This is a genomic window from Bradyrhizobium sp. LTSP885, assembly GCF_000938305.1.
Classification (GTDB): domain Bacteria; phylum Pseudomonadota; class Alphaproteobacteria; order Rhizobiales; family Xanthobacteraceae; genus Bradyrhizobium.
The window spans coordinates 1-13,008 of sequence record NZ_JYMT01000017.1 but is presented as its reverse complement, the minus strand read 5'-3'; the positions used below and the strand labels follow the sequence as shown (position 1 = coordinate 13,008).

11 protein-coding genes and 1 pseudogene are annotated in these 13,008 nt (G+C 64.4%); 7 read left to right on the top strand and 5 right to left on the bottom strand.

The features are described 5' to 3' along the window. Window positions 1–87 precede the first annotated feature (87 nt). Entirely contained in the window at window positions 88–345 is a 258-nt protein-coding gene (locus UP09_RS10600; protein ID WP_044538094.1) for a DUF7662 domain-containing protein, read from the bottom strand. Between the two features lie 123 nt (window positions 346–468). On the opposite strand from UP09_RS10600, the gene UP09_RS10595 reads away from it, so the two are divergent. Next, the gene (locus UP09_RS10595) at window positions 469–1,962 is read left to right on the top strand and encodes a sensor domain-containing diguanylate cyclase (RefSeq protein WP_044538226.1); all 1,494 of its coding nucleotides are present in this window, start codon (window positions 469–471) and stop codon (window positions 1,960–1,962) included. A gap of 224 nt (window positions 1,963–2,186) precedes the next feature. Here UP09_RS10595 and galU read toward each other — a convergent pair whose 3' ends face one another. Further along, window positions 2,187–3,062, bottom strand: a complete 876-nt coding sequence (galU, locus tag UP09_RS10585; protein ID WP_044538092.1) for a UTP--glucose-1-phosphate uridylyltransferase GalU — start codon at window positions 3,060–3,062, stop codon at window positions 2,187–2,189. Window positions 3,063–3,209: 147 nt separating this feature from the next. Further along, a complete protein-coding gene (locus tag UP09_RS10580) occupies window positions 3,210–4,505 on the bottom strand; it encodes an NADH:flavin oxidoreductase/NADH oxidase family protein (RefSeq protein ID WP_082070085.1) in 1,296 nt (431 codons plus the stop codon). 79 nt (window positions 4,506–4,584) lie between these two features. Here UP09_RS10580 and UP09_RS10575 point away from each other — a divergent pair, with 79 nt between their 5' ends. From UP09_RS10575 to UP09_RS10565, 3 genes and pseudogenes are all read left to right on the top strand, one after another. Continuing rightward, on the top strand, window positions 4,585–5,016 hold the full coding sequence (locus tag UP09_RS10575) for a MerR family transcriptional regulator (protein WP_044538091.1): 432 nt from the start codon (window positions 4,585–4,587) through the stop codon (window positions 5,014–5,016). Between the two features lie 88 nt (window positions 5,017–5,104). Further along, window positions 5,105–6,492, top strand: a pseudogene (locus tag UP09_RS10570) (lytic murein transglycosylase). Window positions 6,493–6,739: 247 nt separating this feature from the next. Continuing rightward, window positions 6,740–8,470, top strand: coding sequence for an SGNH/GDSL hydrolase family protein (locus UP09_RS10565; protein WP_044538090.1), 1,731 nt, complete (start codon window positions 6,740–6,742; stop codon window positions 8,468–8,470). A gap of 98 nt (window positions 8,471–8,568) precedes the next feature. On the opposite strand, the gene UP09_RS10560 is transcribed toward UP09_RS10565, so the two are convergent. Both UP09_RS10560 and UP09_RS10555 read right to left on the bottom strand, forming a co-directional pair. Beyond that, entirely contained in the window at window positions 8,569–8,943 is a 375-nt protein-coding gene (locus UP09_RS10560; RefSeq protein ID WP_044538089.1) for a CsbD family protein, read from the bottom strand. Window positions 8,944–9,002: 59 nt separating this feature from the next. Next, window positions 9,003–9,737 (bottom strand): SDR family NAD(P)-dependent oxidoreductase, encoded by a 735-nt coding sequence (locus tag UP09_RS10555; RefSeq protein WP_044538224.1) that lies wholly within the window; start codon window positions 9,735–9,737, stop codon window positions 9,003–9,005. A 179-nt stretch (window positions 9,738–9,916) separates the two neighbouring features. On the opposite strand from UP09_RS10555, the gene UP09_RS10550 reads away from it, so the two are divergent. The 3 genes from UP09_RS10550 (at window position 9,917) to UP09_RS10540 (ending at window position 12,869) form a co-directional block, all read left to right on the top strand. Then, window positions 9,917–10,696, top strand: coding sequence for an SDR family NAD(P)-dependent oxidoreductase (locus tag UP09_RS10550; RefSeq protein WP_044538088.1), 780 nt, complete (start codon window positions 9,917–9,919; stop codon window positions 10,694–10,696). Between the two features lie 101 nt (window positions 10,697–10,797). Continuing rightward, on the top strand, window positions 10,798–11,685 hold the full coding sequence (locus tag UP09_RS10545; protein WP_044538087.1) for a TauD/TfdA dioxygenase family protein: 888 nt from the start codon (window positions 10,798–10,800) through the stop codon (window positions 11,683–11,685). Window positions 11,686–11,765: 80 nt separating this feature from the next. Beyond that, on the top strand, window positions 11,766–12,869 hold the full coding sequence (locus UP09_RS10540) for an IS4 family transposase (RefSeq protein ID WP_044535962.1): 1,104 nt from the start codon (window positions 11,766–11,768) through the stop codon (window positions 12,867–12,869). Window positions 12,870–13,008: the final 139 nt, after the last annotated feature.

Genomic DNA, 13,008 nt, shown 5'->3' with positions numbered 1-13,008 from the left:
CCCCTCACCCCACCCCTCTCCCCGTAAGAACGGGGCGAGGGAGCGCACTTTCGCAGCGGCTGCTATCCCTGCCTCATCACGCTTGAGCTAGCGCGGCTGCGGCATTTTTTTGAACTTGACGCTCTTGCCGTCCGCCTGGCGCGTCGCGATGTAGCCGCCGTCGAGGCAGGCTTCGCGTTGCGGCATCTTCTCCTGCGGGCTGCGCTGGGTCTCCCACCACGACGCGCGATGCGCGGCGCGCGGCAGCGCCGCATCGATAATCGCTTCGATCTCCTCGAAGGTCAGCACGAATTCGGGAAGATGCTGCTTCTTCAGATAGTCCCGCAGCGGGTCGTAGTCGTTCAAGGGGGCCCTCGATGACAAGATTCAGGATTCCGGCAACCACCCGTTAACCCATTCGGCGGCTGCTGTCGTCACTTAAGGCGACAACAAGATTTCCCGATGCATGACAGCGCTTTGGAGCGGGACATGCCACTTCGGCGGGGAAAAGACACAAGACGGCGCTGGCGGCTATCGGCAAAGCTGCTGATCGCCTCGTCGGTCGCGACCGTCATCGGCTTCTCCGCAATCTGCGCCAGCGTGATGTTCGACATGCGCCGCGGCGAGGAGGAGCTTGCCCGCCAGACGCTGGAGAATCTGGCGTCAGGCATCGACGCCGACATCAGCCGCAACATCGAGCTCTACGACCTGTCGCTGCGTGCGGTCACCAGCAATCTGGTGATGCCGGAACTCAATAGCGTCAAGAAGGAACTGCTCCATCTGATCCTGTTCGATCACGCCGCGACCGCCCAGCATTTCGGCGCGATCCAGGTGTTCGACGCAGGCGGCAATTTGACCATCGACGCCGCCAGCCTCGATCCGCGCCCGGAAAACCGCAGCGACGAGGATTATTTCACCGTTCACCGCGACAATCCCAATGTCGGCCTGTTCATCAGCCGCCCGATGCTGCATCGCGGCGCCTACGCCATCGTGCTGAGCCGGCGCATCACGGGCGAAGACGGCCGCTTCCTCGGCGTCGTGGTCGGCTCGATTCGATTCAGCTATTTCCACGATTTGTTCGGACGGCTGAACCTCGCGCCGGGCGACACCATCACCGTGCTGCGCCACGACCGCACCATCATCATGCGGACGCCGTTCGACCTCGACGTCATCGGCAAGAATCTCGCGGAGCAAAACACCTGGAGGTCGGAGAACCTCAAGGAAGGAGGCTCGTTTGCCGGCAAGGGTCCGGTGGACGCAACGCCACGGCTTTATGTCAGGCGCGGCGGCGCGAGCCCGCTGTTCGTCGTGGTCGGCAAGCCGCTGGAGAACATCTTCAACCTCTGGCGCACCGAAGCGATCCGGATCGGCGCCATCATGGCGGCGCTGATCATGTTCGTGCTCTCGACGGCGCTGTTCCTCGCCCGCGAGATCGGCCGCCGCGCCGCCGCGGAGGAAAGGCTCGAGGAGATGGCGACGACCGACGCGCTCACCGGTCTGAGGAACCGCCGCAAGTTCGACGCCGAGATCGACGTCGAGTGGCGCCGCGCCGCGCGGCAGGGCCAGCCGGTCGCGCTGTTGATGATCGATGCCGATCATTTCAAGGCTTACAACGACACCTATGGCCACCAGGCCGGCGACCAGGTGCTGGTCGGGATTGCGATCTGCATTTCGGATGCGGTGCGCCGCGCCGGCGAATGTGCCGCACGTTTCGGCGGCGAGGAGTTCGCTGTGCTGCTGCCCGCAACCAGCGCGGTCGACGCATTCAACATCGCCGAGGCCATTCGTCTCAAGGTCGAGCAATGGTGCGAGGGCGATATCACCACGACGGTAAGCGTCGGCATCGCCAGCATGCGGCCGGGTCTCGGCCAGTCATGGGCCGACCTCGTCTTAGCCGCCGACAGGGCGCTCTACGCCGCCAAGGCCAACGGTCGCAACCAGTCGGTGCTCGCAAGCGGGCCGAAGTTTTCGCTGGTGGCGTGAGATTAGGTCTCAGCTCTCACCGCGTTGTCGTCCCGGGCTTGACCCGGGACCCATAACCACAGGGTTGCGTAGTTGAAGCGAGCTGTGGCCCCAGCATCGCACATCAACAAATTTTGGTGGTTATGGATCCCGGCTTTCGCCGGGACGACCCCGAATTTGTGGCGCGATCGAACGCCAAACGCCGTCATTGCGAACGAACCGAAACAATGACTACCGCGAAGGCCTCACTCCCCCAGATACTTCTTCATCTCCGCGATCAACCCGTCGCGCAGCTCGGGGCGCTTGAGGCCGAAGGCGATGTTGGCGCGGAGGAAGCCGGCCTTGGAGCCGCAGTCGTGGCGCTCGCCTTCGAACTCGACGCCGTGGAATTTCTGCGACTTGGCCAGGCCGATCATCGCGTCGGTGAGCTGAATCTCGCCACCGGCGCCGCGCTCCTGCGTCTCCAGGATCTTGAAGATTTCCGGCTGCAGGATGTAGCGGCCGGTGATCGAGAGATTGGAGGGCGCGGTGCCCTTTGGCGGCTTCTCCACCATGCCGTCGACCTCGAAGATCTTGCCGGTGCGCTTGCCGACGCCGCAGATGCCATATTGATGGGTGAGATGGTCGGGCACCGGCTCGACGGCGATGACATTCGACTTGTCGCCGAGCTTTGCTGCCGCCTCGATCATCTGCTTGAGACAGCCCGGCGTGTTGAGCACCAGCTCGTCCGGCAGCACCACCGCGAAGGGTTCGTTGCCGATGATGTCGCGCGCGCACCAGACCGCGTGCCCGAGCCCGAGCGGCGCCTGCTGCCGGGTGAAGCTCATCGCGCCGGCTTCGGGCTGGCTCTGCGCCAGGATCTCCTGTTCGGCCTTCTTGCCACGCGCCGCCAGCGTGGCGTCGAGCTCGAACATGCGGTCGAAATGATCCTCGATCACGCCCTTGTTGCGGCCGGTGACAAACACGAAGTGCTCGATGCCGGCCTCCCTCGCTTCGTCGACCACGTACTGGATCAAGGGCTTGTCGACGATGGTCAGCATCTCCTTCGGCATCGCCTTGGTGGCGGGCAGCACGCGGGTCCCGAGACCGGCGACGGGAAAAACGGCTTTGCGGATTTTCATGGGATGATCGGAAGCCTTGAAAACGGATGGGACGGTGCGAATGAGCGAATGAACCGCACCTTGGTAACCGTTTTGCAGCCGAGAACAAAGGCGGATGTGTGATCAGCAAACACGCCTATTTCGTAGCCAGCGTTCCGCCCGCCGCTATCATGACGTCCGAACGACACGCGCGTTAGTTCGCGATGAGGCCGGCGAATCCTCAGGGATAGCAACAACGGCTGATGACGCCATCCAGCGACGGTACTTGCGGGTGAGCGATGCAGTCCGCAACTGGGTGAGCAGCAACGCCCTGAGCGGCGAAACGCCGGGATTAGGCTTGCGGCCCCGGCTCAACCGCCTGAACTGGAATTTGATGACGGCCATCATGGCGAGCGAGGCGAGCGGCTTGCTCTTCCAGGTGATCGGCGCGACGTCTGGCCGCGGGTCCTCGCCATTACGCCAGGCGATCGGCAAATCCGGCTTGATTGCCAGTGCGGTCCCGATGCCCGCGATCGCAACGCCGCTGTCGAGAACCTGCTGCACGATCCCGATGCGACGGATGCCGCCGGTAACCATCACCGGCATCCTCGCGACCGCTGCGATGTCGCGCGCGAATTCGAGGAAGTAGGCCTCTCGCGCCAGCGTGCGGCCGTCGCGGGTGACGCCCTGCATCGCCGGTGCCTCGTAGCTGCCACCGGAAAGTTCCACCAGATCGACAGGCAGCGCATTCAGCATCGCGACGACACTCTTCGCATCGGCTGCATCGAAGCCACCGCGCTGGAAGTCGGCCGAGTTCAGCTTGACCGCAACCGAAAAGCCCGGCGACACGACAGCACGAACGGCCTTCACCGTTTCGATCAAAATCCGCGCCCGGTTCTCCAGCGACCCGCCCCAGCGGTCGGTGCGCCGGTTCGAGAGCGGCGACAGGAACTGGCTGATCAGATAGCCATGCGCCGCGTGAATCTGGACGCCGGAGAAACCCGCTTGCTCTCCCAGCTTCGCCGCATCAGCGAAACGCGTGATGACCTCGTCGATGTCCTGCTCGGTCATCGCCTTTGGTGTCGCAAACAGCTTCGAATGCTTGCCCAAGTCGAGCGACACCGCCGACGGCGCCCGGGCTTCCTGGCCAAGGTTCTTCATCATCTGCCGGCCAGGGTGATTGAGCTGCAGCCACATTTGGGCGCCCCTGGCCCGGCCGGTACGCGCCCAGTTGCGAAAGGCCTCGAGCCGGACCCCGTCCTCCAGTACGACGCCGCCGGGACCGGTCATGGCGCGGCGATCGATCATGACGTTGCCGGTGATGATCAGACCGACGCCGCCGTCCGCCCATGCCTGATAGAGGCGGAGAAGTTCCGCCGAGGGCAGATGCTCCGCGTCAGCCATGTTCTCCTCCATCGCCGCCTTGGCGATGCGATTGGGAACAATGGTTCCATTGGGCAAAGTGAGCGATTCAAATGGTGACATGGCCGCGCCTTTCGGTTGACGGGCCGCACCATAAGATTAAACTTAACTTTAAGGTCAAGGATAAACTCGGAGCGTCAGCATGAGGATCGGAGAATTGGCCAAGGAGGCCGGCCTGGCACCTTCGCGCATCCGCTACTACGAGCAGCAAGGTCTGATTGGGTCGATCGACAGGGGTTTGAACGGCTATCGGCAGTACTCGCGCGGCACCCGGCAACTGCTGGAAATGATCGTTGTCGCCCAACAGGCTGGATTTTCACTCGACGAGATCCGGAACCTGCTACCGCCCCACGGCGAGGCAGACTGGAGCCGCGACAATCTGCTGGCCGCCCTCAAGGGCAAGATGATTGATATCGAAACGCTCCAGCAGCGGCTCTCCGCGACGCATTCCGGCCTCAGCGCAGTGATCGCCCGGATTGAAGCCTTGCCGCCCGGCGGCGACTGTTTTGAAAACGCCGAAGACGTGTTGGCCAGTCTGAGGGAGCACTCGGGTGATGGAGGTCCGATCGCATGATGCTGTCGCCTCCAAAATCCCGCCTTTGTTAAGCTATTGGAAACCGTAACGAGGCCTTCTGACACGGACATTCCAAGGCGGGCACACGATGGCATCAGCGACGTCCAACCGGGCCGGCACGGTCATTCTCGCGCTGGCACTTCTGGTGTCAGGCGGGGCCCTTGTGGTGCCCGGCAAGGCCCTGGCCCAATCATCGGGCAACGGGCTGACCAACCTGATCGACAGTATCTTTTCGAAGTCGAGCCCGCCGCCGCAGGCTGCGACCGGATCCGACGGCGCGGCGCCGCCCTGGAGCGGCGAGGACGGCGCCTCCGGCCATCCGCTGATGACCGCCGACGCGATCCGTCAGGCGGCGGCGAACTTTCAAAACTGCGTCGCGGCGATGTGGCCGATGCCGCACGGCGCAACATCAGCCAGGAGAATTTCCAGCGCTTCACCACAGGCCTCACGCCCGACCTGCGCATCATGGACCTGATGGATTCGCAGCCCGAATTCACCAAGGCGATCTGGGACTATCTCGACATCCTCGTGAACGATAATCGCCTGGCCAAGGGCCGCGAGATCCTCGCCAAGTACAAGCCGCAATTCGACGCCGCCGAGAAGGCCTATGGCGTCGACCGTTACATTATTGCGGCGATCTGGGGCATCGAGTCGAACTATTCGACCCAGATGGGCGACCGCAGCGTGGTGCAATCGACCGCGACACTCGCCTGCGTCGGCCGCCGCCAGGCCTATTTCAAGGACGAGTTCCTGTCGGCGCTGGAGATCCTCAACCGCGGCGATTTGCAGCCCGAACAGATGCGCGGCTCCTGGGCCGGCGCCTTCGGCCCGACCCAGTTCATGCCGACCGCGTTCAAGCGCTACGCTGTCGATGGCGACGGCGACGGCCGCCGCGACGTGGTCGACAATGCGAGCGACCTGATTGCCTCGACCGCGAACAATCTGAAGAAAGACGGCTGGCAGAACGGCGCGAGCTGGGGCTACGAGGTCGTCGTCCCCCAGGGCTTCGACTACATGCTGGCCGACCGCGCCAAGGCGATGCCGCTGTCGCAATGGGAGCATCTGGGCGTCAAGCGCGCCAACAACCAGCCGTTCCCGCGGTCGTCCGAGAAAGCCTATCTGCTGGCACCGGCCGGGGCCCAAGGCCCGGGCTTCCTGATGCTGCAGAATTTCCGGGTGATCATGAAATACAACCCGGCCGAGGCCTATGCGCTCGCGATCGGCCATTTCGCTGACCGGTTGCGCGGCGAGCCTCCCTTCGTGCAGCCCTGGCCGCGCCAGGAACGGGTGCTGTCGCGCGCCGAACGGCTGGAACTGCAGCAGCTGCTGGTCCAGCGCGGCTTCTACAAGGGCACGCCCGACGGCCAGCTCGGCGGCCAGACCCGGGAGGCGCTGCGCGGCTTCCAGGCGTCGATCGGGACGCCAGCGGACGGATTTGCCTCCGCCGAGGTACTGGAACGGTTGCGGGGGCGGTAGGTGGCCCCGGTAGCCCGGATGAAGCGCAGCGAAATCCGGGGTTTCTCGCCGAGCGGCTGATCTGTTCCCGGATTGCGCTTCGCTCCATCCGGGCTACAACGCCCCCCGAAAGTAACCCTGAAACCAGCAATCTGGCTGGCGCCTTGACGACGGCCGGGCGAGCCCGATTTATGGTGGAAAAGCTGCCCGCGTGCGGCCCGATTCCGCTAGTATGTTGGGCACTTCCAGACCATTGCGACCGAACCCAATGCCGAAGCCGAAATCCTTTCTGCGCGTGTTCACCGAAACCGGCCCGCTGATCGCGCTGACGGTTGCGGTCGTATTGCTGGTTGGCATCGCAGGGCCTGCCTCGGCGCAGTTCTTCAACTTCCCGGGCTTCGGCAATCCGCCTCCGCAACGACAAGCGCCGCAGCGCGAGCGCGGCGGCTGGTTCGGCGGCGACTTCTTCCAGCCGTTCCAGCAGCAGCAACAGCAACCGCAGCGGCCGCGTGAGGATTTTTCGCGCGCACCGGCGCCGGCAAAACGCGACACCGTGGCGGAGCGCAACGTGCTGGTGCTCGGCGACGCCATGGCCGACTGGCTCGCCTACGGCCTCGAGGATGCCTATTCCGACCAGCCCGACATGGGCGTGCTCCGCAAGAGCAAGACGGTGTCGGGCCTGATCCGCTATCAGCCCAAGGGCGATCCAGCGGACTGGGCCGCGGCCGCCAAGGGCATTCTCGCCACCGAGACCCCCGATGCGATCGTCGTCATGCTCGGCCTCAACGACCGCATCGCGATGCGCGAACCGGTCGTGGAAAAGAAGGTCGACAAGAAGGACGACAAAAAAGACGCGCGCGCCAAAACCGATGCCAAGCCCGATGCCAAGACCGATACCAAGCCGGACGCGAAGCCCGGTGACGCCAAGCCCGATACCGCGGCGAAGCCTGACGATAAGCCGGTCGACACCGAACTGTCGCCGGACGATGCCGCCGACAGCGACACGCCGCAGCTCGGTTCGCCCGACAAGGCCGCACGCACGCCGAACGGCGTCTACGAGTTCCGCGACGACCGCTGGGTCGAACTCTACAGCAAGAAGATCGAGGAGATGATCAATGTGCTGAAGAGCAAGGGCGTGCCGGTGCTGTGGGTCGGCCTTCCCGCGATCTACGGACAGAAGGGAACGGCGGACATGCTGTTCCTGGATGCACTGTATCGCGACGCCGCCCGCAAGGCCGGCATCACCTATGTCGACGTCTGGGACGGCTTCGTCGATGATGCCGGCCGCTTCGTGCTGAAGGGTCCGGACTTCGAAGGCCAGCCCCGCCCGCTGCGAACCAAGGACGGCGTGTTCTTCACCAAGTACGGCGCGCGCAAGCTTGCGCATTATGTCGAGCGCGAAGTATCGCGCCTGCTCGCGGCGCGCTCCGGCCCGATCGCGCTGCCGAGCGAACCCGCAACGCCCGACGCCAGCGCCGAACCCGGCAAACCCGCGCCGCGTCCACTCGCCGGGCCTATCCTGCCGCTGGTCGCCTCCTCGGTCGGCACCGATCAGCTGCTCGGCGGCCCGGGCTCGCGGCCCGCTGCGGTCGATGCGCTCGCCGCGCGGACGCTGGTGAAGGGAGAGCCGCTGGCGCCGCCCGCCGGCCGCGCCGACGATTTCGCCTGGCCACGCCGCGAGATCGGCCGCGAACAGGCCAAGGGTGACGTGCCGGTCGCCGCAACCACGCCAACGGCGCCGGCGAATCCGCCGCCCTCGACCACGGCGATCGCACCCGACGGCAGCATCATCACGGCGCCGCAAAAGCCGGCGCCGAAGCGGGTGTTCCGCCCGGCCCAGACACAGCCGCCGTCGCAGCCGTCGATCCGTGACTTCTTCGGATTCGGTTCGCCGCAGCAACGGCCGCTGGTGACCCCGCCGCCGCGAGCACCGGGCCCGCCGCGCCCGCCGGCCAATGTCGGCCGCGCCGCGTCGGTGCCGGGTAACGCCGTGCAATAGGGAAGCGGCGCTTACTCCACGTCATTGCGAGCCAACGGGTCGCGCGAATGCGCGCCCCGTTGGCTCGCAATGACGGCGTACAATTGTCAGCAGCCGTCTCAGCCGTAATAGCGCCAGCGCTGCGGCGGGCGGCGCGGCTGGCGGGTCATCAGCAACGCAAGCGCGAAGCCGATGCCGCCGGCGAGCAGCAGTGAGCCGAGCGGATTGTCCTGCACGGTCTTGGCCATCGCCTTCTGCCCGCTGCGCACGCTCTCGCCACGATTGTCGTAGGCGTCCTTCGCATAGTTGACTGCGGTATCAGCCGCGTCGCGCGCAGCATCCTTGGCCTGGCCGTAGAGATCCTGCACCGCGCCGGCCGCCTCGCGCACGCGACCCGAGGCCTGTGTATTGGCATCACCTGTCACGTCGCCCGCGGCACCCTCGACCTTGCCGGCGAATTCCTTCGCCGAACCGTAAATCCGATCCTTGTCCATCACGATTGCTCCCTGAACTGTCGGTGAGGTAACCGGCGAACGGCGCGCAAGTTCCTGCGTTACAATATCAGTCCGCCGTCGACGACGATGGTCTGGCCGACGATGTAGGACGACAGCGGCGAGGCCAGAAACAGCGCGGCGCCGGCCATGTCGGCGGGCGTGCCGAGGCGCCTCAGCGGAATGCGCTCGAGCGCGCCCTCGAGGCGTTTTGGATTTGATGTCGTCACCCTGGTCATCTTGGTGTCGACGAGGCCGGGCGCGATGCCGTTGACGCGGATGCCGTTCTCGGCCCAGGCCTCGCCGAGCGTGCGGGTTAGACCTACCGCACCGGTCTTCGAGGCGTTGTAGGCCGGATTGCCCATGGTGGAATGATAGGCCGCAGTCGAGCTGACGATGATCAGCGAGCCTTTTGCGGCGCTCAGCATCGGATGGAATTTGGTCGCACAGGCCATCAGGCTCATCAGATTGACCTCCATCACCTTGCGGAAGCCATCCATCTCGAATTCCCCGCGGCGGTAAATCACCGCGCCTTGCGCCAGCACCAGGACATCAAGCCGGTCGAACGACGGCTTGAACTGCGCGATCGCCTGCTGATCGCTGACGTCGAGTTGCGCATAAGCGAGTCCATCGAGATGCGAGCCGTCCTCGGCGGAATAATCGCTCGCGCTGGCGCGGGTGCCGCAGACGCTCACGCGCGCACCCTTGGCGCGAAATGCCTGTGCGATGCCGTTGCCGATGCCGCTGGAGCCGCCGACCACCAACATTTGCTTGCCTGAGAAATCGAGCTCGTTCATCGCGCGGTCCTCTCGTTTGCTCTTCTTCTGATTGAGCATGATCATTCCCAAAAAACCAACGTCGAACTTGCGTTAATGCGCTGCAAGATCGCCCGAATCAGGTCATCGGTTTGACCTGTCCGCGGATCGGTGCCAGCGTTGTCGGTCTCACAACGACGCATTCGTCCGCGAGGTCCGTCATGACCGATTTCAAACAGCTCAGCCGCTCGGTGAAGGGCCTCACCGTTCTCGTCACCGGCGCGGCCAGCGGCATGGGCCGTGCCACCGCGCGCGTGTTCGCCGATGAGGGCGCCAATGTCGCCGTCACCGATCTGAGCGTCGAGGGCACGCAAGCGGTGGCGAAGGAGATCGCTGCGAGCGGCGGCTCCGCAAAGGCCTGGGTGCTTGATGTCGCCGATCGCGACGCCATCATCAAGGTCGTCAACGGCGTCGCCGCGCATTTCGGCGGGCTCGACATCATCGTCAACAATGCCGGCATCTCGGTGCGCGTGCCGATCGACGATCCCGGTTATGAGGACGCATGGGCGAAGGGCATCGCGGTGATGCTGACGGCGCATCCGCGCATCATCCGCGCCGCTCTCCCTTATTTGCGCAAGTCGAAATCGCCGCGCATCGTCAACATCGCCTCCACCGAGGCGCTCGGCGCGACCGCATTGCACAGCCCCTATTCCGCGGCGAAGGCCGGCGTCGCCGGGCTGACGCGCTCGCTCGCCGTCGAGCTCGGCCGCGACGGCATCACCGTGAACTGCATCTGCCCGGGACCGATCCGCACCGCGATCACCGATCGCATCTCGGAAGAGCACAAGACGATCTACGCCAGGCGCCGCACCGCGCTCGGACGTTACGGCGATCCGGAAGAGGTCGCGCATATGACGCTCAGCCTGTGCCTGCCCGCCGCATCCTTCCTGACCGGGGCCGTCATTCCGGTGGACGGCGGGTTGATGGCACGGAATGCCTGATCCGCGTTCCGCGCTCGAGCGTTGACAGGCCGCGCGTCGAGAGTAGCCTTCCCTCAAACGAAGCGGGAGAAACCGCCCGCCGCGCTACGGGGAGATATGCCATGACGGTCCTGATCCGGCAGCTTCACAAACATTTCGTCGGCGAAGTCTCCGGCGTCGATCTGCGCAAGCCGTTGACCATGCAGGAAGCTGAAGACATCGAGGCCGGCATGGACAAATACGCCGTGCTGGTATTCCACGGCCAGGACATCACGGACGAGCAGCAAATGGCGTTTGCGCTGAATTTCGGCGAGCGCGAAAAATCCCGCGGCGGCACCGTGACCAAGAAGGAAGACTACCGTCTCTCCTCCGGGCTGAACGATGTTTCCAATCTCGGCAAGGACGGCAAGCCGCTGCCGAAGGATCATCGCACCCATCTGTTCAATCTCGGTAACTGCCTGTGGCACTCCGACAGTTCGTTCCGCCCGATCCCGGCCAAATTCTCGCTGCTGTCGGCACGCATTGTGAACCCGAAGGGCGGCAACACGGAATTCGCCGACATGCGCGCGGCCTATGATGCGCTCGACGACGAGACCAAGGCCGAGATCGAGGAGATGATCTGCGAACATTCGCTGATGTGTTCGCGCGGCTCGCTCGGCTTCCTCGACTATACCGACGAGGAGAAGGAGATGTTCAAGCCGGTGCTGCAGCGCCTGGTGCGAACCCATCCGGTGCACGGCCGCAAGTCGCTGTATCTGTCGTCGCATGCCGGCGCCATCAGGGGCACGAGCATGCCGGAGGGCCGGCTGTTGCTGCGCGATCTCACCGAGCACGCCACCCAGCCGGAGTTCGTCTACACGCACAAATGGACGGTGCATGACCTCGTGATGTGGGACAACCGCCAGACCATGCACCGGGTGCGCCGCTACGATCAATCGCAGCCCCGCGACATGCGCCGCGCCACGGTGGCCGGCACGCAGCCTACGGTGGCGCAGCAGGCGGCGGAGTAATTCCCTTGTCGTCCCGGCGAAGGCCCATAGGCGCTAAAATAGGATTTGCGCGTTGGATTTACGTGTGATTCCAAGAAGAGATGAGAAACGAATCGCTTGTGAACGAAGACTGGGCGCGTGTTGTTTCGCGGCTGGGCGGAGCTGAGGCTCTGGAGGCTGGCGCGCGGGAGACGAAGGCGTTTGTTCGCCCGCGCGAGATCAGCAATGCAGTCGATCTGCTGCGGCTGATCCTTGCGTATTGCCTGGGCACGAGAGGTCTGCGGTTGACGGCGGCATGGGCGACTTCGGTGGGCCTTGTCGATATCTCCAACGTGGCTCTGTTATACCGGCTGCGTCAGTCCGGGGATTGGCTTGCACAGCTGATAGGCCGGGCACTTGCGAGCGGTGCGCCGAAGGCAAGCCGCGGTCGACTGATCCGCATCGTTGACGCCACGACGGTCCCAAAAGCTGGAACCGGCGGCAGGCAGAAGAATGCGGTGTGGCGCATCCACAGTGCGTTCGATCTTCCGCAAGAACGTTTTGGTCACTTCGAGCTGACCGACGAACGCGCGGGCGAGACGCTGGACCGGATCCCGCTGATTGCCGGCGAGATCCGTCTTGCCGACCGCGCCTATCTGCAGCCGGAGCGCATGGCGTATCTGGTCGAGGCCGGTGCGGACTTCGTGATCCGCTCGGGCTGGAAGAGCGCTTGTTGGCTGGATCGCAAAGGCAATCTGATCGATCTCGTCGCCGAACTGCGCAAGGCCGCGGCACGCGGCATCATCGACCGGCCGATCTGGGTAAAACGCAAGTCTGGTGGAGCACCGCTTGCTGTGCGTTTGGTTGCCGTCAAGAAACCTGCAGATGCGGCTCAGGCTGCACGGCGCAAGGCACGCAGGACGGCTCAGAAGGGAGGCCATCGTCTCTCCAGGCAAACGCTTGATGCTGCGGATTGGGTGATCCTGGTGACCTCGCTCAAGCCCGAGGACTTCACAACCGCTGATCTGCTTGCCCTTTACCGGCTGCGATGGCGGATCGAACTCGGCTTCAAGCGGCTGAAGAGCCTGATTGGCTTGAAAGGACCTCCAGGAACTGACGAGCGGTCTGCCAGACCCCATATCCTCGCTCACCTGCTGATCATTCTTCTGCTCGAGCCGCTTGTCGACGAACTCGAGGACTCTCCCCGCTTGGCCGAAGCCGCCTAACCAGACCTGCAGCATGGCGCCTGCTCCGTCAGCTCATCGCCTCCCTGCTCCAAGCCATCATTCCCCAGCCCACAATCGCGCGTCTGCGCAGAGCCAGCCTCGCTCTCCAACGACATCTGCGCGAGCCTCCCAGACGTAA

What these genes read in the sequence shown, in the direction of transcription:
- UP09_RS10595 (WP_044538226.1), top strand. Translation starts at nt 469, where the DNA reads ATGCCACTTCGGCGGGGAAAAGACACAAGACGGCGCTGGCGGCTATCG.
- galU (WP_044538092.1), bottom strand. Translation starts at nt 3,062, where the DNA reads ATGAAAATCCGCAAAGCCGTTTTTCCCGTCGCCGGTCTCGGGACCCGC.
- UP09_RS10580 (WP_082070085.1), bottom strand. Translation starts at nt 4,505, where the DNA reads ATGTCACCATTTGAATCGCTCACTTTGCCCAATGGAACCATTGTTCCC.
- UP09_RS10575 (WP_044538091.1), top strand. Translation starts at nt 4,585, where the DNA reads ATGAGGATCGGAGAATTGGCCAAGGAGGCCGGCCTGGCACCTTCGCGC.
- UP09_RS10565 (WP_044538090.1), top strand. Translation starts at nt 6,740, where the DNA reads ATGCCGAAGCCGAAATCCTTTCTGCGCGTGTTCACCGAAACCGGCCCG.
- UP09_RS10560 (WP_044538089.1), bottom strand. Translation starts at nt 8,943, where the DNA reads ATGGACAAGGATCGGATTTACGGTTCGGCGAAGGAATTCGCCGGCAAG.
- UP09_RS10555 (WP_044538224.1), bottom strand. Translation starts at nt 9,737, where the DNA reads ATGAACGAGCTCGATTTCTCAGGCAAGCAAATGTTGGTGGTCGGCGGC.
- UP09_RS10550 (WP_044538088.1), top strand. Translation starts at nt 9,917, where the DNA reads ATGACCGATTTCAAACAGCTCAGCCGCTCGGTGAAGGGCCTCACCGTT.
- UP09_RS10545 (WP_044538087.1), top strand. Translation starts at nt 10,798, where the DNA reads ATGACGGTCCTGATCCGGCAGCTTCACAAACATTTCGTCGGCGAAGTC.
- UP09_RS10540 (WP_044535962.1), top strand. Translation starts at nt 11,766, where the DNA reads ATGAGAAACGAATCGCTTGTGAACGAAGACTGGGCGCGTGTTGTTTCG.